This is a genomic window from Gillisella taibaishanensis (assembly GCF_001938985.1).
Taxonomy (GTDB): Bacteria; Pseudomonadota; Alphaproteobacteria; order Rhizobiales; family Rhizobiaceae; genus Allorhizobium; species Allorhizobium taibaishanense.
In genome coordinates this window covers 590,021-608,150 of the sequence record NZ_MKIN01000022.1, presented here as the reverse complement: position 1 = coordinate 608,150, position 18,130 = coordinate 590,021, and the positions used below count along the sequence as shown (strand labels likewise).

Sequence of the window (18,130 nt, the reverse complement as noted above, 5' to 3'; positions counted from 1 at the left end):
CCTTGAGTCTACATTCCCGCGGCTTTGCTTGACGAGGTCCCGCCCATGTTGATTGCCGCCACTGTCCGCCTGTTCGAACGCTGGGTCGATCCGTTTACGGAGCGCAACGATCTGCGCCCGCCAGCGGGGACCATGGCCTTCGTGTGGTTCTATGTCCGTCAGGCCAAGGCGGCCTTTCTGGCCATGGCGCTGTTTGGCGGGGCAGTGGCGGTGATGGAGGCCAGCATGTTCTGGTTCGTCGGACGTCTCGTGGACCTGCTCGAGACCGTGCCGAAGTCGGCCGGTTGGCAGGGCCTGTTCGGCCAGCACGGTCTGGAGCTTGCCGGCATTGCCGCCGTCGTGATCTTCGTGCGTTTTGCGGTGATTACGCTGAGCGCGCTGGTCGAAGAGCAGGTCATCGTGCTGAATTTCCTCAATTTGGTGCGCTGGCAGAGCCATGTCCATGTCAGCCGCCAGTCGCTCAGCTTCTTCCACAATGACTTTGCCGGCCGGATCGTCACCAAGGTCTGGTCCGGCGGTCAGGCCACCGGCGATCTCCTGACCTCGCTGCTGCAGGTCGCCTGGTTCATGGTGATCTACACCATCTCCACCATGGCGCTGCTCGCGCATCTCGATTGGGTGCTGGCGGCGATCATTGCGGTCTGGGTGGCGGTGTTTGTGGTTCTCGCCCGCTATTTCGTGCCACGCATCCGCCGCCATGCCCGCGATACGGCCGAAGCCGCCTCGGCGCTGTCGGGCCGGCTGGTCGACAGCTATGCCAATGTGCAGACCCTGAAGCTCTTCGCCCGCGAGCGCCAGAACGACCATTATATCCGCGCCGGTTTCGAGCGGTTCCAGGCGGCACAGGCACCGTTTACCCGGCTGATCACAGGCGTGCGCGCCTCGCTGGCGCTGCTGTCGGGCGGGATGATCCTGATGATCGGCGCGGTCTGCATCGATCGCTGGTTTTCCGGCGCGATGACGGCGGGCGGCATGGCGTTTACGCTGGGTCTGGTGTTGCGGCTCAGCATGCTGCTGAACCGGATGATGACCCAGCTCAACGGCATGATGCGTAACATTGGCACCATCCAGAATGCCGCCGAGATGATCTCCCAGCCGATCGGGCTGACCGACAAGCCCGGCGCCGGCAGGTTGACGATTACCGGCCCGGAAATCCGGTTCGAGGACGTGTCCTTTCACTATGGCAAGCCAAAGGGCGCCATCGACCATCTGTCGCTGACCATCCGGCCGGGCGAGAAGGTTGGCATTGTCGGGCGCTCCGGCGCCGGCAAGACGACGCTGGTCAATCTGCTGCTGCGCTTTTACGACGTCGAAGGCGGTGCGATCCGCATCGACGGCCAGGATATCCGTGACGTCACCCAGGAAAGCCTGCGCGCGCAGATCGGCATGGTCACCCAGGATACGGCGCTGCTGCACCGCTCGATCCGCGACAATATCTTGTTTGGCCGTGATGCTGCGAGCGAAGCCGAGCTTGCCGCTGCCGCCGATCAGGCCGAGGCGCTGCCCTTTATCGAAAAGCTGGTCGACCTGCGGGGCCGCACCGGCTTTGACGCCCATGTCGGCGAACGCGGCGTCAAACTCTCCGGCGGCCAGCGCCAGCGCATCGCCATCGCCCGGGTGATGCTGAAGAATGCGCCGATCCTGGTGCTGGATGAGGCAACCTCGGCGCTCGATTCGGAAGTGGAAGCCGCAATCCAGTCCAATCTCGAACAGCTGATGGCCGGCAAGACCGTGCTCGCCATTGCCCACCGTCTTTCCACCATCGCCAGCCTTGACCGCCTTGTGGTGATCGACCAGGGCCGGATCATCGAAGAGGGCAGCCACGAGCAACTGGTGGAGCAGGGCGGTCTCTATGCCGAGCTATGGGCGCGGCAATCGGGCGGATTTTTGGGTGGCGAGGCGCTGGACCGGGCGGCGGAGTAGGATGCGCGTCTTTCTCATGGCCTCGGCAGCAGCAGTTCCGCCATCAGCCCATAATGGTTTGAGCCGAAATTCGAGGGAATGCGGCTTAGCTTTGCTGCCATCAGCGGGTTGCGGATATAGATATGATCGATCGGCACGCCAAACGGCCCGGCCAGGATAGGCCAGGTGGCGGGTTCGAAACCTGTTGTGGTCATGCCGGTGTCTTTAAGCATTTTCTGCATGTCTTGTGCCAGAGTCGAGGCGTTGAAATCGCCGGCGAGCAGCAGCGGTCCGTCGATATCGTTGAGCGCATCGGCGAGTTCGAGCAGTTCCTCATTATGATAATCGTCGAAATAGGGCTTGCTGAGATGGGCGGCGGCCAGATGCAGCGCCGTGCCGCCGACATGGATCTTGGCCGTGGCAAAGCGGTCGCGCCTGAGATCGCTGAGATTGCCGACATAGACATTTTCCAACGGATATTTCGACAGCAGCATCAGGTCGCAGGTCGGCGTGTGCTCGCCGCAGCCGATCCGGTAGGGATAGGTCTTGGCCAGCCGGTCGAGATGCAGGGCGACCGGGGCTGCTTCCATGACATAGGCGACATCGGCGCCTGATTGCAGGATGTAATCGGTAATCGCGCCGCCACCTTCCAGATTGTCGCCGAGCACGTTGAAGGACAGGACGCGCAACGGCTGGAAACGGGCGACGTCCGGGCCGGGCGAGAGCGGCAGGCTGTCCCAGATCATCCACACGGCGTGGCCGGCGATGAAAAGGCAGGCGGCCAGAAGCGCCATGGTGAAGGCACCGGGCCGCAGGGCAAGACAGATCAGCGCCACCAGCACCATGGCAATTCCGGCATGCAGCTGCAGGCTGAAGATCACGCCCGGCGCCCAGAAATGGGTCGTATAGCGCAGCGCAAAGACGCCCAGCGCTAGAACGAGAAGGGTTGCCAGGACATGCAGCAGCATCGATTTCATCTTCTTATTGCCTTTGCAGACAGGAAATGCCGGGGAAGAGGCGAATATCGGCGCACCATGGAGATGAAAATCTTGCAATGCAACACACGTTTGTGCATCGCGGGACACTTGACATTTTTCAACTACGGTAGGCAGCGAAAAGCCCGAAATTTGCGGCTCTTGCACAGACATCTGATTTGATAAAGCGCAAATCCCTGCAAATAAAGGGGAATTTTTATCCCAGGTTTTCCTAAAGTTTTCCGCGACATGTTGCCTCCCATGCGGTTGAACACTGGACAGATTTCACCGGCGCGCATAGAAATTGTCTTGGAGGCGGAGAATCCATGGCGAATTTGTGACGTCCTTGATTCCCGCCAGGGGGACCGCTGCCGTATGACCGCTCGTTTGAGGGGCTTTGCGGCGGATGAGAAGTGATCGAGCGTCCTTTGCGGGTGAGAATGACCCGCGGCGCTCCAACGGTTTGTCGCAGGCAGTGCAAGGCAGGCGATGCGAAGAGGATGGTTGACCGTGAGCGAACACACAACACAGACTGAAACTGCGGGCGGCACGGGAGCGGGCGAACCGACACGCCGTGACTTTCTGTATCTCGCCACCGGCATGGCCGGTGCCGTGGGAGCGGTAGCCGTCGCCTGGCCCTTCATCGACCAGATGCGGCCCGATGCCTCGACGCTGGCGCTTGCCTCCATCGAGGTGGATGTCTCGGCCTTGCAGCCGGGCATGTCGCTGACCGTCAAATGGCGCGGCAAGCCTGTCTTCATCCGCAACCGCACCGACAAGGAAGTGGAAGAGGCCAAGGGCGTGCCGATCGCGCAGCTCAAGGACCCGGTGGCGCGCAATGCCAACGCCCAGGACGGCGCCCAGGCGACCGATCTGGCCCGTTCCGCTGGCCAGGGCAAGGAAAACTGGATCGTTATGATCGGTTCCTGCACCCATCTGGGCTGCGTGCCGCTTGGTCAGGCCGGAGAATATGGCGGGTGGTTCTGTCCCTGCCATGGTTCGGTCTACGACACGGCCGGCCGCATCCGTAAAGGTCCTGCGCCGGAAAACCTGCATATTCCGAATTACGCATTTGTGTCCGATAAAGTGATCAAGATCGGCTGAGGGGGAGAGATCGATGAGTGGGCATTCCAGTTACCAGCCTTCGACCGGGCTGACACGATGGATCGATCAGCGGCTGCCTTTGCCGCGGATGGTCTATGACAGTTTCATCGCCTATCCCGTGCCGCGCAATCTGAACTATGCCTATACATTCGGCGCTATGCTCGCCGTGATGCTAGTGGTGCAGATTCTGACCGGCGTCGTTTTGGCCATGCATTACGCTGCCGACACCACGGTGGCATTCAACTCCGTTGAAAAGATCATGCGCGACGTCAACCACGGTTGGCTACTGCGCTACATGCATGCCAACGGCGCATCCTTCTTCTTCATCGCTGTCTATCTGCACATTGCCCGTGGCCTCTACTACGGCTCCTATAAGGCTCCGCGCGAAATCCTCTGGATGCTCGGCGTGGTGATCTTCCTGCTGATGATGGCGACTGCCTTCATGGGCTACGTTCTGCCCTGGGGTCAGATGTCTTTCTGGGGTGCGACCGTCATCACCGGCTTCTTCTCGGCTTTCCCCTGGGTGGGCGAGTGGATCCAGACCTTCCTGCTTGGCGGCTTTGCCGTCGACCAGCCGACGCTGAACCGCTTCTTCTCGCTGCATTACCTGCTGCCCTTCATGATTGCCGGCGTCGTCATCCTGCACGTCTGGGCGCTGCATGTGACAGGCCAGACCAATCCGACCGGCGTCGAGGTAAAGTCGCGCACCGATACGGTGGCGTTCACTCCCTATGCGACGTTGAAGGACGCCTTCGGCGTGTCGATCTTCCTGATCGCCTATGCCTGGTTCATCTTCTATATGCCGAACTTCCTTGGCCATCCTGATAACTACATCATGGCCGATCCGCTGAAGACCCCGGCTCATATCGTGCCGGAATGGTATTTCCTGCCCTTCTACGCCATGCTGCGCGCCATTACCTTCAACGTGTTGTTCATCGACTCCAAGCTTGGCGGCGTGCTCGTGATGTTCGGCGCGATCATCGTGCTGTTCTTCCTGCCCTGGCTCGACACATCGAAGGTGCGTTCGGCTGTCTATCGCCCCTGGTACAAGCTGTTCTTCTGGCTGTTTGTTGCCGACTGCATCTTGCTCGGCTGGCTCGGCTCGCGGCAGCCGACGGATACCTACACGACCATGGCCCAGTTCGGGACGCTGTATTACTTCAGCTTCTTCCTGGTGGTCATGCCGGTGCTCGGTCTTCTGGAAACGCCGCGGCGGGTGCCGAATTCCATCACCGAGGCCGTTCTGGCCAAAAGCGGCAAAACCGCCGAAGCGCAAGCCTGAGACCGGCAGGGAGAGAAAACGCAATGAAAAAACTTGCCACAAGCCTCCTGTCGATGGCTTTCGCCACCGGTCTCGGCTGCACCGCGGTCCTGGCCCAGGAGCATGCCGAAGGCGAAACGCCGCATTACCCCATTCACCACCCGGCTCCGGTGGAATGGAGCTTTTCCGGCCCATTTGGAAAATACGACAAAGCTCAGCTGCAGCGCGGCCTGAAGATCTACAAGGAAGTCTGTTCGGCCTGCCATTCGATGAACCTCGTGTCCTTCCGCAGCCTGGAAGACCTCGGCTATTCGGACGCGCAGGTGAAGACCTTTGCCGCCCAGTACGAAGTGCAGGACGGCCCGAACGGGTCAGGCGAAATGTATACCCGCAAGGCGGTGCCTTCGGACCATTTCCCGTCGCCCTTCCCGAACAAGGAAGCGGCCGCCGCCGCCAACAACGGCGCTGCCCCGCCTGACATGTCGCTGCTGGCCAAGGCACGCGGCATCGAGCGTGGCTTCCCAACCTTCATCTTCGATATCTTCACCCAGTATCAGGAAGGCGGACCGGATTACATCCATGCGCTGCTGACAGGCTATCAGGACCCGCCAGCCGGCGTGACCGTGGCCGAAGGCACGCATTACAATCCGTATTTCGCTGCCGCTCAGGCGCTCGCGATGGCGCCGCCGCTCAGCGACGGTGCCGTGACCTACGATGACGGCACACCGCAGACGCTCGACCAATATGCCAAGGACGTGGCCGCATTCCTGATGTGGGCCGCCGAGCCGCATCTGGAAGAGCGCAAGCGCACCGGCTTCATGGTCATGGTGTTCCTGCTGATCTTCTCCGGCCTGGTCTATCTGACCAAGAAGTCGGTCTACGCCAACAAAGAACACTAATACGAAGCATCCCGTTCAGGGACTTTGGGAAAGGCGGCCTCCGGGCCGCTTTTTTCTTTGGTACGGCACCGGTTCTTGGTAAGGTCCGGCGCAATCTTCTGGCGTCTGTAGGTTCGGATCGAACCAGACAAACTCCAGAGTCCTTTATTTTCGTTTGTCTTTTCGGGAAAACCGGGTTCCACCTTTCTCTGGCAAACTTTAGAGAGTCTCCGTTCATGTCCAGCATTACCCACGAGCTTGCCTCGGCCATCCGTTCGATCAACGACTACCCGAAGCCCGGCATCGTCTTTCGCGACATCACCACGCTGCTCGGCAATCCCCGGGCGTTTCGCCGCACGGTCGATGAGCTGGTGCAGCCCTATGCTGGCCTGAAGATCGACAAGATCGCCGGCATGGAAGCGCGTGGCTTCATCCTCGGCGGTGCCGTCGCGCATCAGTTGTCAGCCGGCTTCGTGCCGATCCGCAAGAAAGGCAAGCTGCCGCATGACACGGTGCGCATCGCCTACAGCCTGGAATATGGCGTCGATGAAATGGAAATGCATGTCGACGCCGTCAAGCCCGGGGAAAAGGTGATCCTGGTCGACGACCTCATCGCCACCGGCGGCACCGCCGTCGGCGCCGTCCAGCTGCTGCGCCAGATCGGCGCCGACGTCGTCTCCTGCTGCTTCGTCATCGACCTGCCAGACCTCGGCGGACGCAAGAAGCTGGAAGCGCTTGGCGTGGAAGTGCGCACGCTGGTGGAATTTTCGGGGCATTGATCTTGGGTTGCATCCTGTCAACGTTCGGCCAGCGCCAATCTGACGCTCATGACGAGGAATGCGACGGAAAATCCTTTGTAGAGCGTTTTGACCATCCTTGGCTTTGAGAGGATATGCTTGCGCAATCCGCTGGCCATCCAACCATAGAGAGCGAAGACGATGAATGTCATCGCCATGAACAGGCCTGAGCACAGGACGAATTGCCTGGTGGCGTACGGATCGTTGCCGTCGACGAACTGCGGTAGAAAAGCCAGGAAAAACAGCGAGAGTTTCGAGTTGAGCAGGTTGATCAGCACGGCCTTGCCGATGATCCGCCCGGGCTGGTCTGGTTGGCTTGGCTCCTGGCTGATCGCGATTTCGCCGCCGCGCCAGAGGCTGGCGGCCATGTAGAGCAGGTAGATGACACCCGCGATCTTGACCGCCTGAAACAGGGCTTCATTGGCGGCGAGAATGGCGGCCAGTCCAAAACTGGCTGCTGCCATATGTGGCAGAATGCCGAGCGTGCAGCCGAAGGCCGCAATGGTCGCCAAACGCCCTCCGCCTGATAGTGCGACTGTCAGAGTGTAAAGCGCTCCGGTTCCCGGCGTTGCGACGATGATAAGCGATGTCAGGTAAAAATCGAGAGGCATGATGGATGACCGTGCTGTGTTGATCCTTGCTCCATTTGGTCACCGCTCGGCCGTCTGGTCTTGAATGGAATTGCAGGACCGTCTCAGGTCCGAAACGCCGCCGGGGTGAGGCCGTAGCGCCGCTTGAATTCTCGCGTCATATGGCTCTGGTCGGCATAGCCGCAGGCTGCGGCGATGTCGGCAAGGCTGTCCTTGCCTGAGAGAATCAGGCGGCGGGCTTGGTTGGCGCGCTGCTGCAGAATATAGGCGTGCGGCGTCAGCCCGGTCATGGCTTGAAAAGCCCGCAGCGTTTTGAACCGGTTGGTATTGGCGACAGCGGCAAGGTTCCCCAGCGATGGATTTGCTGCGGGATTGTCGCATATCATCTGCCTAACCCGCTCCAGTGAGGGATCATATTTCGGGCGCATTGCTTTGCTCCGCCAAGAGATCAGCGGTGCCAGCAAGTCAATCAAGGTCTCTTCCTGAGCGAGCGTTGCTGCCGGCCCGTCGCTGTTGCGCATGGCTTGAAAGAAGCGGTGGAATCGGGTCGCCCAATCCGGCTTGTCGAAGACCGGCCTTTCAAACTCGACGTCCCCAGTCTCGCCAAAATCCGTCTGCATTTCATCGAGAAACGCCTGCTCCATATAGACCATCAGCCAATGTCGGCCGTGGTCTCCAACCGGGGCGCCATCATGCACCTCTCCAGGATTGACGGTGATGATGTTGCCGGGTTCAGCGGTAACTTGGCCCCGGCCGGAAGCCGATATCTGCCCGCCTTTGACGATGAGCCCGATGCCGAACTCGTCGTGGGTGTGGCGGGAAAACCTTTGTTTGCTATAGGCGCAAACGGCGCGAAGCCGTGGATCGGTGGGTCGGAACGCCTGAAAATCCTGCTCCCGACCCATCATCGTTACCCCTTCACCGCCTTGGCGATATCGTCGGCGATCTCTTCCGGCTTGGTGATCGGGGCGTAGCGGGCGATTGGGGTGCCGTCGCGGCCGATCAGGAATTTTGTGAAATTCCATTTGATCGCTTCGGTGCCGAGAATGCCGCGCACTTCGTGGGTCAGGTATTTGTAGAGCGGATGGGCGTCCGATCCGTTGACGTCGACCTTGGCGAACAACGGGAAGCTGACCTTGAAATTCAGGTCGCAGAAGCTGGCGATTTCGGCTTCGCTGCCCGGCTCCTGGCCGCCGAACTGGTTGCAGGGAAAGCCGAGAATGACGAGGTCGTCGGCGAAGCGCTTCTGTAGCCCCTCCAGGCCCTCATATTGCGGCGTGAAGCCGCATTTGCTGGCGGTGTTGACGATCAAAAGCAGTTTTCCGGCAAATTCGGCGAGCTTGCGCTCGCGGCCGGTAATATCTTTTGCTGAAAAATCATGGACGTTCATGCGTCGCTCTCCTGTTCGAGCACGATGCTGACGAATTGCAGCACCGGTTCGCCCTTCTGGTTCATGCCCTCGGCAAGGCTGCTATGCAGCAGCCAACCGGGGCGCGATTTCAGCGCCCGGCTGTTTTGCGCCGTGAGGCTATAGGTGACATCGTCGCCGGCATAGACCGGCTTTAGCCATTTCAGGTCGGTGAAGCCGGGCGAGGGGCCGAGCCGTGGCGGCATATCGCCGGCGGCGAGTGCCTTGGCATTTTCGGCTTCGATGTAATTGAGAAACACCCGCATCCAGACCGAGCAGGTGTGCCAGCCAGAGGCGCAGAGCCCGCCGAAAACAAAATTCTTTGCCGCTTCCGCATCGACGTGAAATGGCTGCGGATCGAATTTCCTGGCGAAGCGGATGATATCATCAGCGTTGAAATGATGGGTGCCGATGACGATCTTTTCGCCAATCGGGAACAGGTCGACCAGTTTCATGCCTGATCTCCTGCCGCATCGTTGTTCGTCGGTCGCTGACGTATCATCGCGGCATTGCGTGCCACAATCACGATCTCGCCCTTCTGATTGGTCAGCTCATGGCGGCTGGTGATAACGCCGATGCCGGGGCGCGAGCGCAGCGCACGCGCTTCCTCGACTGTGGAGAAGCCACTCAGCACATCGCCGGCCAAAACCGGAGCCTTCCACTGGACATATTCAATGCCCGGCGCACCTTCGGAATGCGAGCGCAGGATGTAGCTGTCGATCATCATGCGCATCAACAACCCGCAGGTATGCCAGCCGGAGGCCGCGAGCCCGCCCAGAATGCTTGCCTTGCCGGCCTCCTCATCCAGATGCATCGGCTGCGGGTCGAACTCGCGGGCAAATTCGACGATCTCCTGCGCATCCACAGTGACCGGGCCAAGCGGCAGGAGGGTCCCCACCGGAAAATCCTCAAAATATAATTTCTCTGTCTGCACATTGTCCTCCCATGCGCCTTCCGCATCGCGGAAGAGAATTGTCATTGCTGGCCCGGCACCTTGAACGGCCGGCCGTTGACCAGAACCTGGCCGGTGCGATCGGTTTCGACATGCCAGACCTGAATGTTATCGGCTTGGTTTTCGGCAAAGCCCTTGGCCATCAGCAGGAAGAAGGCGGCCTGAGCAAATTTCGGTTCTTCTTTGGTATGGGCCTGGAGATAGGCAACGGCCTTGTCGAAATCCCGTACCTTGATGGTGACATCGGCGAGTGGCTTGTCGGTGCCAGTGAGCGTGAAACTCGTCTTGCCGTCGATGCTAATGTCGTAGAGCGAGGAGCCGATATGCGTGCCGTCATAGGTGATGGTGACCGTGCCATCCGGGAAGAACTGCCGGCCGAGTTCGCTTTTCTCCGGCGGCGTCATCTGATGGGCGGGATCGAAATCGACATGGTCGATCACGTAGTTGATGCCATCGGCGGCGTTGACCGAGGGCAGGGCGACATTAACAGCGATCGTATCAGGCAGAAGTGGCGTGTAGGCGGCGGGAATGGGTGCCGTCGGTGCTCGCGGCTCGGTCATTTCAAGGCCGAAGCTGAAGTGGGCGCCGTTGCGGATGCCGTCGATCGTCGAGGTCATGGCGAAGCGTTTGGTCGTGAACGGACCTTGGGGCGTGTCCACCTGCAGGTCGTTGTAGACGAGCGACTGGGTCGCCGTTTTGAACAGCGGGAAGTTCGAGCGGAACAGCTGGATCAGCAGGGTCTTGTCGGCCTCATCAAGCTTCGGCTTCCCCCAGTTACGTGCGACGATCGGCAGCATCTGTTGTAGCGGCTTGTAGACGACGCCTTCGGCTTTGCCCCCGCTTTCGCCCGACGCACTTCGAACGGTCACTCTGACTGCTTTAGGGCCTGCCCCGGCCTTGTCTATGACCTCATTGTCCATGACCTCTTTCAGCCCGGTGAAGCTGCTAATGCTGGCCATGGTGATGGTGCTGTCGCTGTCGCGTTTGCTCTCGATCGTCGAGTCGGCTTTATCGAGAGCGATATCCGTCGACCCTTTTGCCGACTTCAATAGGATCCGCATGCCGTCAGAGGTGAATTTGCCGGATTGGAAATAGGTGATCGTCGGATCGTAGATGCCCGAGCTGCTGTAGGATTCGACGCTGACGTGAAAATCGGTCTTGGCTTTTTTTTTGCCGGCGCTGCCTTGCACGTCGATGCCGCCTGCCTGGTCAAACTGCCAGAGCCCGCCGTCCAGCGGACGCAGCAGGGAGACGACAGGCTTAATGCCCAGGGTTTTGGTGAATTTGAGCGCCTCGATGCCGAACAGCGCGATGCTATCGACCCTGATCTCATAGGCATTCTGGCGGGGACGCACGGTGATGGCGCCGCTGTTTTTTGACAGGCTGTCGGGCAGGCTGGACAGGATCTGCTGTTTCAGCTCCTTTGCGCCTTTCGGCGTGACATCGGCGGCATAGGCCTGCGACTGCGCCAGGGCGGCGGATAGAAGCAGCATTGGAACGGCTATCGAACGCATGAAAATTCCCCTCTTTGCCGCAGCGCAACCCACGCCGCTCCGACACCTGGATATTGCCCAGTTATCGCCGCTTTTAAAGGGGGCAAAATGGAAACGGGATGCTTTTGGAGAAGCATCCCGTTTTTTAATCAATCGCTTATGCGCGAAGAGCCTGATCAGGTGTTGAAGCGGAAGTGGATGACGTCGCCGTCATGGACCACATATTCCTTGCCTTCGTCGCGGCCTTTGCCGGCTTCCTTGGCACCAACTTCGCCCTTGTAGGCGATGTAATCGTCATAGGCGATGGTGAAGGCGCGGATGAAGCCGCGTTCAAAATCCGTATGGATGACGCCGGCTGCGGCAGGGGCCTTGGTGCCACGCGGGATTGTCCAGGCGCGGGTTTCCTTGGGGCCGACGGTGAAATAGGTGATGAGGTCGAGCAGGTGGTAGCCGGCGCGGATCAGGCGGTCGAGGCCTGCTTCCTCAAGACCGAGGGCCGAAAGAAATTCGGCTGCTTCCTCGTCGGGCAGCTGCGCAACTTCAGCTTCGATGGCGGCCGAAATGATCACGGTCTCCGCGCCCTGCGCCTTCGCCATGGCCTCGACGGCCTTGGTATGGTCGTTGCCGGTGACGGCATCGGCTTCCGCGACATTGCAGACATAGAGAACCGGATGCGAGGTCAAAAGATTCAGGCCCTTGAGGATCTCACGTTCTTCGGCATCCAGCGTGGACAGCAGCAGGCGGGCCGGCTTGCCGTCCTGCAAAAGCTTCAACGCGGCATCCATGACCGGCAGCAGCGTCATCGATTCCTTGTCCTTGGAGGCGGCGCGCTTGCGGGTCTGCTCCGTGCGGCGCTCCAGGCTCTCGAGATCGGCCAGCATCAGCTCGGTCTCGATGGTTTCGGCGTCGCCCACAGGATTGATCCGGCCTTCGACATGGGTGATGTCGTCATCCTCGAAGCAGCGCAGCACATGCACGACGGCATCGACTTCGCGGATATTGGCGAGGAACTTGTTGCCGAGGCCTTCGCCCTTCGAGGCGCCGCGCACCAGGCCGGCGATGTCCACGAAGGAGATCCGGGTCGGAATGATTTCCTTGGAGCCGGCAACGGCGGCCAGCGCCTGCATGCGCGGATCCGGCACGGCCACTTCGCCAGTGTTCGGTTCGATCGTGCAGAATGGGTAGTTGGCAGCCTGGGCCGCCGCCGTTCTGGTCAGCGCGTTGAAAAGGGTGGACTTGCCGACATTCGGCAGTCCCACGATACCGCATTTGAAGCCCATGGGAATATTCCGTGCTCAGTAAAGGTTCTGTTGCTCTGCCTATGGGGGAATGGGGCCTTGCGGTCAAGGCTTAGCCGCTGATAACGCCATTTGCTTGAAGCGATGCAGACTTCGCATTATGTTAATCAGGCGTTTGCCGTGGGAGTTGCCGATGCCTCAGAAAGTCATTGTCGCGCAGCCGAAGGTCAAGACCCAGCCAAAGCTGGAACAGCCCAAGCTCTACAAAGTCATTTTGCGCAATGACGATTACACGCCGCGCGAATTCGTGACCATCGTGCTGCGCGCGGTGTTTCGCATGAACGAAGAGACCGGCAACCGGGTGATGATGACGGCTCACCGCTTCGGCTCTGCCGTCGTGGTGGTCTGCACCCGGGATATTGCCGAGACCAAATCCACCGAAGCCAACGATCTCGCCAAGGAAGCCGGATTCCCGCTGCTGTTCACCATTGAGCCGGAAGAGTGAGGCGATACAGTCCCGACATGGGCGGCTTACTTTATTTCTACCGTATTCTCGTTTTTGGCTGAGGCGCCTGCCAATCGACATTTCCGCCCGACTTTGATGACTATCGTTCACCTGCGCATTTTGGCGCGATCCCACCGTGTGCGGCTTATCCAGTCGCCCTAATGCGTCACCAACCTCCACTGAATTTGCCATTTCAGTCGCCCGCATTGGCGCCAACTGGCCGCGTCAAGTCCGCTGCTTGATCCCCATTTTTTCCTAGGCAACTAAAATTGGGTTCATCGGCTACATTTACCCAAGGTTGTGAAAAAGTAATTATTTCTTAAATCTGTATTTCTTATTCAAGTTCTCGAACGTTTTTAAATTGAATCCGCGTCGGCACGTAATCTTGGCGGAGTGCGCAAAGATCGTCTGGCGACGTCAAATTATATTTTGATAATCTTAAGGAGCATTCGGTGAAACGCCCCACAATAAAATTTGTCATGCCAACAATTTTTGCGATGATTTTCTTTGCCTCTGGTCTCATGGCGCTCGAGGCGATGCGCGGGCTGGCCCAGACCAACCAGGCCACGGTCGACATTGCGACCAACTGGCTGCCAAGCGTGCAATATGCCAATGCCATCAATACCAATGTGTCAGACCTGCGGTTGGCGGAGGCCGATCATGTTCTGTCGACGACAGGCAAGGATGCCGCGCAGGCTGAAGCCGACATTGCCGACACAATGAAGGAATTTGAAGCCAACCGGAAAATCTATGAGACGCTGATTTCGTCGCCGGAGGAACAGCGTATTTACAACGAGTTTTCAGCGTCTTGGCAGTCCTATTGGGCCATGCACCAGAAGTTGCTGGAGTTGTCGAATACGCACCAGACGGAAGATGCTCGGCAGCTTTACAAAGGAGAGATGCGCGCGGCCTTCGAGAAGATGGGTGCGTTGCCCGATCGACTGGTTCAGATGAACGGTGACGGTTCCAAACAGGCCTATGACGATAGCGTCAATGCCCACGAAACGACCAAGCTAATCACTTATGGAACGACGGGTATCGTCCTGGTCATTCTGCTGCTGTCAACGATCTTCGTGTTGAAAGCGATATGCCGACCGATCGACGACATCACCAGGGCTATGGATCGGCTCGCCGGCGGCGATACCCAGAGCGCAGTTCCCTTTGCAGGGCGTGCCGACGAAATTGGCGCCATGGCGGCTGCAGTGGAGGTATTCCGTCAGGCGGCGCTCAACAATATTCGCCTAGAGAGCGAGGCGGCAGCCAATCTGGCACTGCGCCAGGCCGATGAGGCCGAAATCCAGCGCCGCAAGGAAGAGGAAGCCCGCAATCTCGCCTTTGCAACGGAAAACCTTGCAGCGGGCCTGAAGCGACTGGCTCAGGGCGACCTGACCCACCAGATCGACCAGAGTTTTGCTGCGGAATACGAGGTGCTGCGCCAGGACTTCAACCAGTCGATCCAGCAACTCGCCGGCACGCTACTCGATATTTCGGTGTCGATCAGCACGGTTGACGAAGGCACGCGGGAAATAGCCGCTGGCGCCAACGATCTTGCCAGGCGCACGGAGCAGCAGGCCGCGGCCCTTGAGGAAACGGCGGCGGCATTGGAGGAAATCACCGCCAATGTCCACAATTCCAGCAGGCGCACCGAGGAAGCCCGGACCGTTGCGGGACAGGCTAATACCGCCGCCAGCCAGTCGCTGCAGGTGGTCGGCCGAGCGGAGACCGCCATGCGCAAGATCGAAGGCAGCTCGCAGCAGATTTCCAACATCATCGGCGTGATCGACGAGATCGCTTTTCAGACCAATCTCTTGGCGTTGAATGCCGGTGTCGAGGCGGCGCGGGCAGGCGAGGCCGGCAAAGGTTTTGCCGTCGTCGCTCAGGAAGTGCGGGAGTTGGCGCAGCGCTCGGCGGGTGCTGCCAAGGAGATCAAGGCGCTGATCCACAATTCAGCGACCGAAGTGGAGGAGGGGGTCAGCCTCGTCCAGGGCGCCAGCCAAGCCCTGAGCACGATCGGCAGTTTCATCGCCGAGATGAACGAGCATATGGAGCAGATCGCTACGGCGGCGCGCGAACAGGCAATCGGGCTGACGCAGGTCAACACTGCCGTCAACCAGATGGATCAGACGACCCAGCAGAATGCAGCGATGGTCGAGCAGTCCTCGGCGGCAGCTACTTCGCTGTCGACGGCGGCCGGTCGACTTCGGATGCTGGTCGGGCAATTCGCTCTGTCCGGCGCCCATCAGGTTCAGCCGCAGGCTGGTACGCGTCCGGCCAAGGGTTATTCCATGGCCGCTTGAGGTCTAGGGATCGATTGTAGAGCGAATCGTTGGGGCCAGGCGCTTGCCTGGCCTTAGCTTGTCCGGCGGATCTGATAACCGGTCTTGTTCTGCAAGAAGCCGCAGGCCTCGTAGAAGCGGTGGATTTCGGGACGGGTGCTGCCGGTCAACAGCATCGCCTTATAGCAGTCGGCCTGCCAGGCGGCGTCAATGGCGTGAAGAACGACGGCGCGGCCATAGCCTTTGCCCCGATGGCTCTCGGCGCTGACGACATTCTCGATCAACGCATAAGGGCGGCAGCCACGGGTGAGGTTTGGCGTGATCAGCGCGCTGGCAGTTGCGACCGGCTTTTCACCATCCAGCGCCAGGAACACCGTCAGGCCGGAATGCGCGAGCATGGCCGCATAGGTGTCGCGAACGCGGTCCGTCTGGCTGAAGTCGTTGTTGCTGCTCAGGTCTTTGTAGAGGGCAAGCAGGGCGTCCAGATCGTGAAGCGTCGCGGGACGAACGGCGATTGGTGTGGTCATCGAATATTCCTGATCTCAAATCGGAAACAGTTTGGCTTTCGGCAAGGCTGACGCTTCGATATGGGCCTTGAGGTCCGCCAGTTGCTGGTCCGTCAGAGCACGTTTCGGCAGCGGGATGAACATCGGCCCAGCAAACAGCAGCGCGAGAACCGTCTTGTCTTCAGCCCAAGACTGGAAATCGCTCCAAGGATGGAAAATACGGCTCGTAGCGGTGGAAAAATAAAATCCGTTCGTGTCCCAGCCGAATCTGGCTGGACGGCGGGAAGAGGGTCTTTCGCGGAAAAAGCCCTTGGTTCGGCGCCGGCCAATGATCCGCGCGATGGCTAGGACAAGAACGACGAATCCAATAAATGTTGAAAGAAAATTAAAAAAATCGAAATCCGTTTGTCCGCCGTTGATCAGGATTCCTGCAGTATAATATGTCGCGATAAAGCAAGAGAAATAGATCAATATTTTCTTCAGTTTAAATGCGCTTCTCCAATACAGGCTGTATCCGGCACCTATATCCTTTTCCGTCAACTGGCAGTCCACGGCGAGCGTATCAAAAATACTCCAGTCGATCTGCTCCTGATCTGACATCGCCTAATCCTTCTTCTCGCCGAACATCCGCTTCAGCATCTCGGCCATCGGGCCGGTTTCCGGCAGCTTTCTCGGCTGGGCGCTGTTGCGCGCCTGGTGAATGTGGGATTTCGCCGGTTTGGCCGGCTTTGGCTTGTCCTCTTGGGCTTTGGCGCCTGTGGCAAGCGCCAGCTTATTCATCAACTGGCTGTCATCGCCGCGCACCAGCATTTCGGCATTGTCGGCGAGCGCCTCCAGCAGCGGGTCGAGCCATTCCGCGTCGAGCTTGCCGAAATCGCCGAGCACATGGCCTTGCACCCGCGCCTTGTCGCCGGGATGGCCGATACCGAGCCGCAGGCGGCGATAGTTCAGGCCGCAATGAGCATCGAGCGACTTGATGCCGTTATGGCCGCCATGGCCACCGCCGGTTTTGATGCGAGCCTTGCCGGGCGCGAGGTCAAGCTCGTCATAAATCGCCACCAGCTGTTCCGGGCCAAGCTTGTAGAAGCGCAGCGCTTCGCCAACGGACTCGCCCGAAAGGTTCATGAAGGTCTGCGGCTTGATCAGCAGCACCTTTTCGCCGGCCAGCGTGCCGTCAGCGATCTCGGCCTTGAATTTCTTGGACCACGGCGAGAACCCATGGCGCCGGTGGATCGCGTCCACGGCCATGAAGCCGATATTATGGCGGTTGCCGGCATATTGGGAGCCTGGATTGCCAAGCCCTGCAAGAACGATCATCGCATCAGTCCGAACGCTGTTTCGATCCGTCTTCACGACAGCGAAACGGCGGCTATGTCAAGTCCGGTCTGAGCCTTGCCTTAGAGCGTTTCCGTGTTTCATGGACCCACGGAAACGCTCCAATCTTTCGTTTTCACGCATTTCCTGACGGGAAACCGGTATCCACTTTCCCTGGAAATGCTCTAATTGACCGGCCCGAGGCCGTATTGCGCAGCGATGCGGGCCTGGGTGCCGTCGGCAATCAGCCGGTCGAGCGATACCTGCATCTTCGTCACGAGGTCGTCCGGCATTGCCTTGTTGCAGGCGATGGCAAATTTCTGTTCCGTCAGCACGAATTGCTTCTCGAGTGGATGCCCCTCGGCGACCAACTTGTGATAGAATTTTTCCGAGACCGGCATCAGGTCGATCCGTCCGCTTTCCAGCTTCTTGATTGTCAGCTCGAGATCTGCGGCAAGATCGATCCTGGGAAAGCCTTGCCGCTCCAGCAGTGACTGGGTGTAGTCATCGCGCTGGGTGCCGGCCAGGTAATGGCGTGCCTCGTCGACATTGCCGACCTTAATTCCCGACCCCTTGCGGCTCATGATGATGTTGCGGTCAATCAACAATGGCTCCACCCATTTGAACCTCCCATCGCGTTCGGGAATATGGGCGGTGGAAAAGACGCAGGTCATCTGCTCGTTTTCCGCCAGTGCAATCGCCCGGGCCCACGGCATCATCTCGATCGAGTAGGGGATGCCGATATCCTTCATCATCAGCACGACCTGCTCGTAGCCGACGCCCTTGTCGACACCGTTTTCCTTAAAATTGTAAGGCGGATAATCTTCGGTGGTGAAGACGATGCTATTATCTGCCCGGGCGAGGCCCGCGGTCGTAACGCCTGACATCACTGTCACGGCAAGAAGCAGCGCAAAGCGCCATGCGCATTTCGG

19 protein-coding genes are annotated in these 18,130 nt (G+C 59.3%); 7 read left to right on the top strand and 12 right to left on the bottom strand.

Features of this window, described 5'->3' with window-relative positions; translation table 11 throughout:
• Positions 1-45 precede the first annotated feature (45 nt).
• Positions 46-1,923: an ABC transporter ATP-binding protein gene (locus BJF91_RS13965; protein ID WP_075615080.1), complete on the top strand. Its 1,878-nt coding sequence runs from the start codon at positions 46-48 to the stop codon at positions 1,921-1,923.
• Positions 1,924-1,937: 14 nt separating this feature from the next.
• Here BJF91_RS13965 and BJF91_RS13960 read toward each other — a convergent pair whose 3' ends face one another.
• Complete coding sequence (locus tag BJF91_RS13960) at positions 1,938-2,870, bottom strand: endonuclease/exonuclease/phosphatase family protein (RefSeq protein ID WP_139310697.1); 933 nt, start codon at positions 2,868-2,870, stop codon at positions 1,938-1,940.
• Between the two features lie 516 nt (positions 2,871-3,386).
• Between BJF91_RS13960 and petA the strand changes: the two genes are divergently transcribed.
• The 4 genes from petA to BJF91_RS13940 all read left to right on the top strand — a co-directional run bounded on the left by petA (position 3,387) and on the right by BJF91_RS13940 (position 6,898).
• A complete protein-coding gene (petA, locus tag BJF91_RS13955; RefSeq protein WP_075615651.1) occupies positions 3,387-3,980 on the top strand; it encodes a ubiquinol-cytochrome c reductase iron-sulfur subunit in 594 nt (197 codons plus the stop codon).
• A 13-nt stretch (positions 3,981-3,993) separates the two neighbouring features.
• Positions 3,994-5,262 carry a cytochrome b gene (locus BJF91_RS13950; RefSeq protein WP_075615079.1) on the top strand — a complete coding sequence of 423 codons (1,269 nt, stop codon included), beginning with the start codon at positions 3,994-3,996 and terminating at the stop codon, positions 5,260-5,262.
• A gap of 23 nt (positions 5,263-5,285) precedes the next feature.
• Positions 5,286-6,140, top strand: a complete 855-nt coding sequence (locus BJF91_RS13945; RefSeq protein WP_075615078.1) for a cytochrome c1 — start codon at positions 5,286-5,288, stop codon at positions 6,138-6,140.
• A 215-nt stretch (positions 6,141-6,355) separates the two neighbouring features.
• A complete protein-coding gene (locus tag BJF91_RS13940) occupies positions 6,356-6,898 on the top strand; it encodes an adenine phosphoribosyltransferase (RefSeq protein WP_075615077.1) in 543 nt (180 codons plus the stop codon).
• Between the two features lie 17 nt (positions 6,899-6,915).
• On the opposite strand, the gene BJF91_RS13935 is transcribed toward BJF91_RS13940, so the two are convergent.
• The 7 genes from BJF91_RS13935 to ychF form a co-directional block, all read right to left on the bottom strand.
• Positions 6,916-7,527: a LysE family translocator gene (locus BJF91_RS13935; RefSeq protein ID WP_075615076.1), complete on the bottom strand. Its 612-nt coding sequence runs from the start codon at positions 7,525-7,527 to the stop codon at positions 6,916-6,918.
• 83 nt (positions 7,528-7,610) lie between these two features.
• Complete coding sequence (locus BJF91_RS13930) at positions 7,611-8,414, bottom strand: AraC family transcriptional regulator (RefSeq protein WP_075615075.1); 804 nt, start codon at positions 8,412-8,414, stop codon at positions 7,611-7,613.
• 2 nt (positions 8,415-8,416) lie between these two features.
• Positions 8,417-8,896, bottom strand: coding sequence for a glutathione peroxidase (locus BJF91_RS13925; protein ID WP_075615074.1), 480 nt, complete (start codon positions 8,894-8,896; stop codon positions 8,417-8,419).
• Complete coding sequence (locus BJF91_RS13920) at positions 8,893-9,369, bottom strand: MaoC family dehydratase (protein ID WP_075615073.1); 477 nt, start codon at positions 9,367-9,369, stop codon at positions 8,893-8,895. The genes BJF91_RS13925 and BJF91_RS13920 overlap by 4 nt, the downstream gene beginning before the upstream one ends.
• The gene (locus BJF91_RS13915; RefSeq protein WP_075615072.1) at positions 9,366-9,893 is read right to left on the bottom strand and encodes a MaoC family dehydratase; all 528 of its coding nucleotides are present in this window, start codon (positions 9,891-9,893) and stop codon (positions 9,366-9,368) included. Before BJF91_RS13915 ends, BJF91_RS13920 begins: the two co-directional genes overlap by 4 nt.
• The gene (locus BJF91_RS13910; RefSeq protein WP_139310696.1) at positions 9,890-11,380 is read right to left on the bottom strand and encodes a hypothetical protein; all 1,491 of its coding nucleotides are present in this window, start codon (positions 11,378-11,380) and stop codon (positions 9,890-9,892) included. The genes BJF91_RS13915 and BJF91_RS13910 overlap by 4 nt, the downstream gene beginning before the upstream one ends.
• 155 nt (positions 11,381-11,535) lie before the next feature.
• A complete protein-coding gene (gene ychF / locus BJF91_RS13905; RefSeq protein ID WP_075615070.1) occupies positions 11,536-12,639 on the bottom strand; it encodes a redox-regulated ATPase YchF in 1,104 nt (367 codons plus the stop codon).
• A 151-nt stretch (positions 12,640-12,790) separates the two neighbouring features.
• On the opposite strand from ychF, the gene clpS reads away from it, so the two are divergent.
• A complete protein-coding gene (gene clpS, locus BJF91_RS13900) occupies positions 12,791-13,102 on the top strand; it encodes an ATP-dependent Clp protease adapter ClpS (RefSeq protein WP_075615069.1) in 312 nt (103 codons plus the stop codon).
• A 479-nt stretch (positions 13,103-13,581) separates the two neighbouring features.
• Positions 13,582-15,399: a HAMP domain-containing methyl-accepting chemotaxis protein gene (locus tag BJF91_RS13895; protein WP_075615068.1), complete on the top strand. Its 1,818-nt coding sequence runs from the start codon at positions 13,582-13,584 to the stop codon at positions 15,397-15,399.
• A gap of 53 nt (positions 15,400-15,452) precedes the next feature.
• Here BJF91_RS13895 and BJF91_RS13890 read toward each other — a convergent pair whose 3' ends face one another.
• From BJF91_RS13890 to BJF91_RS13875, 4 genes are all read right to left on the bottom strand, one after another.
• Complete coding sequence (locus tag BJF91_RS13890; protein WP_075615067.1) at positions 15,453-15,905, bottom strand: GNAT family N-acetyltransferase; 453 nt, start codon at positions 15,903-15,905, stop codon at positions 15,453-15,455.
• Positions 15,906-15,920: 15 nt separating this feature from the next.
• Positions 15,921-16,484, bottom strand: coding sequence for a YcxB family protein (locus tag BJF91_RS13885; RefSeq protein WP_075615066.1), 564 nt, complete (start codon positions 16,482-16,484; stop codon positions 15,921-15,923).
• A gap of 3 nt (positions 16,485-16,487) precedes the next feature.
• On the bottom strand, positions 16,488-17,201 hold the full coding sequence (gene pth, locus BJF91_RS13880; RefSeq protein ID WP_075615065.1) for an aminoacyl-tRNA hydrolase: 714 nt from the start codon (positions 17,199-17,201) through the stop codon (positions 16,488-16,490).
• Between the two features lie 182 nt (positions 17,202-17,383).
• A complete protein-coding gene (locus BJF91_RS13875) occupies positions 17,384-18,085 on the bottom strand; it encodes a substrate-binding periplasmic protein (protein ID WP_075615650.1) in 702 nt (233 codons plus the stop codon).
• Between the last annotated feature and the right edge of the window lie 45 nt (positions 18,086-18,130).

Excerpts from the sequence above, each read along its gene's own strand:
- pth (WP_075615065.1), bottom strand. The coding sequence starts at position 17,201 with ATGATCGTTCTTGCAGGGCTTGGCAATCCAGGCTCCCAATATGCCGGC.
- BJF91_RS13940 (WP_075615077.1), top strand. The coding sequence starts at position 6,356 with ATGTCCAGCATTACCCACGAGCTTGCCTCGGCCATCCGTTCGATCAAC.
- BJF91_RS13915 (WP_075615072.1), bottom strand. The coding sequence starts at position 9,893 with ATGACAATTCTCTTCCGCGATGCGGAAGGCGCATGGGAGGACAATGTG.
- BJF91_RS13875 (WP_075615650.1), bottom strand. The coding sequence starts at position 18,085 with ATGTCAGGCGTTACGACCGCGGGCCTCGCCCGGGCAGATAATAGCATC.
- BJF91_RS13910 (WP_139310696.1), bottom strand. The coding sequence starts at position 11,380 with ATGCGTTCGATAGCCGTTCCAATGCTGCTTCTATCCGCCGCCCTGGCG.
- ychF (WP_075615070.1), bottom strand. The coding sequence starts at position 12,639 with ATGGGCTTCAAATGCGGTATCGTGGGACTGCCGAATGTCGGCAAGTCC.
- BJF91_RS13895 (WP_075615068.1), top strand. The coding sequence starts at position 13,582 with ATGCCAACAATTTTTGCGATGATTTTCTTTGCCTCTGGTCTCATGGCG.
- BJF91_RS13885 (WP_075615066.1), bottom strand. The coding sequence starts at position 16,484 with ATGTCAGATCAGGAGCAGATCGACTGGAGTATTTTTGATACGCTCGCC.
- BJF91_RS13945 (WP_075615078.1), top strand. The coding sequence starts at position 5,286 with ATGAAAAAACTTGCCACAAGCCTCCTGTCGATGGCTTTCGCCACCGGT.
- BJF91_RS13960 (WP_139310697.1), bottom strand. The coding sequence starts at position 2,870 with ATGCTGCTGCATGTCCTGGCAACCCTTCTCGTTCTAGCGCTGGGCGTC.
- BJF91_RS13935 (WP_075615076.1), bottom strand. The coding sequence starts at position 7,527 with ATGCCTCTCGATTTTTACCTGACATCGCTTATCATCGTCGCAACGCCG.
- BJF91_RS13925 (WP_075615074.1), bottom strand. The coding sequence starts at position 8,896 with ATGAACGTCCATGATTTTTCAGCAAAAGATATTACCGGCCGCGAGCGC.
- BJF91_RS13950 (WP_075615079.1), top strand. The coding sequence starts at position 3,994 with ATGAGTGGGCATTCCAGTTACCAGCCTTCGACCGGGCTGACACGATGG.
- BJF91_RS13930 (WP_075615075.1), bottom strand. The coding sequence starts at position 8,414 with ATGATGGGTCGGGAGCAGGATTTTCAGGCGTTCCGACCCACCGATCCA.
- BJF91_RS13890 (WP_075615067.1), bottom strand. The coding sequence starts at position 15,905 with ATGACCACACCAATCGCCGTTCGTCCCGCGACGCTTCACGATCTGGAC.
- clpS (WP_075615069.1), top strand. The coding sequence starts at position 12,791 with ATGCCTCAGAAAGTCATTGTCGCGCAGCCGAAGGTCAAGACCCAGCCA.
- BJF91_RS13965 (WP_075615080.1), top strand. The coding sequence starts at position 46 with ATGTTGATTGCCGCCACTGTCCGCCTGTTCGAACGCTGGGTCGATCCG.
- BJF91_RS13920 (WP_075615073.1), bottom strand. The coding sequence starts at position 9,369 with ATGAAACTGGTCGACCTGTTCCCGATTGGCGAAAAGATCGTCATCGGC.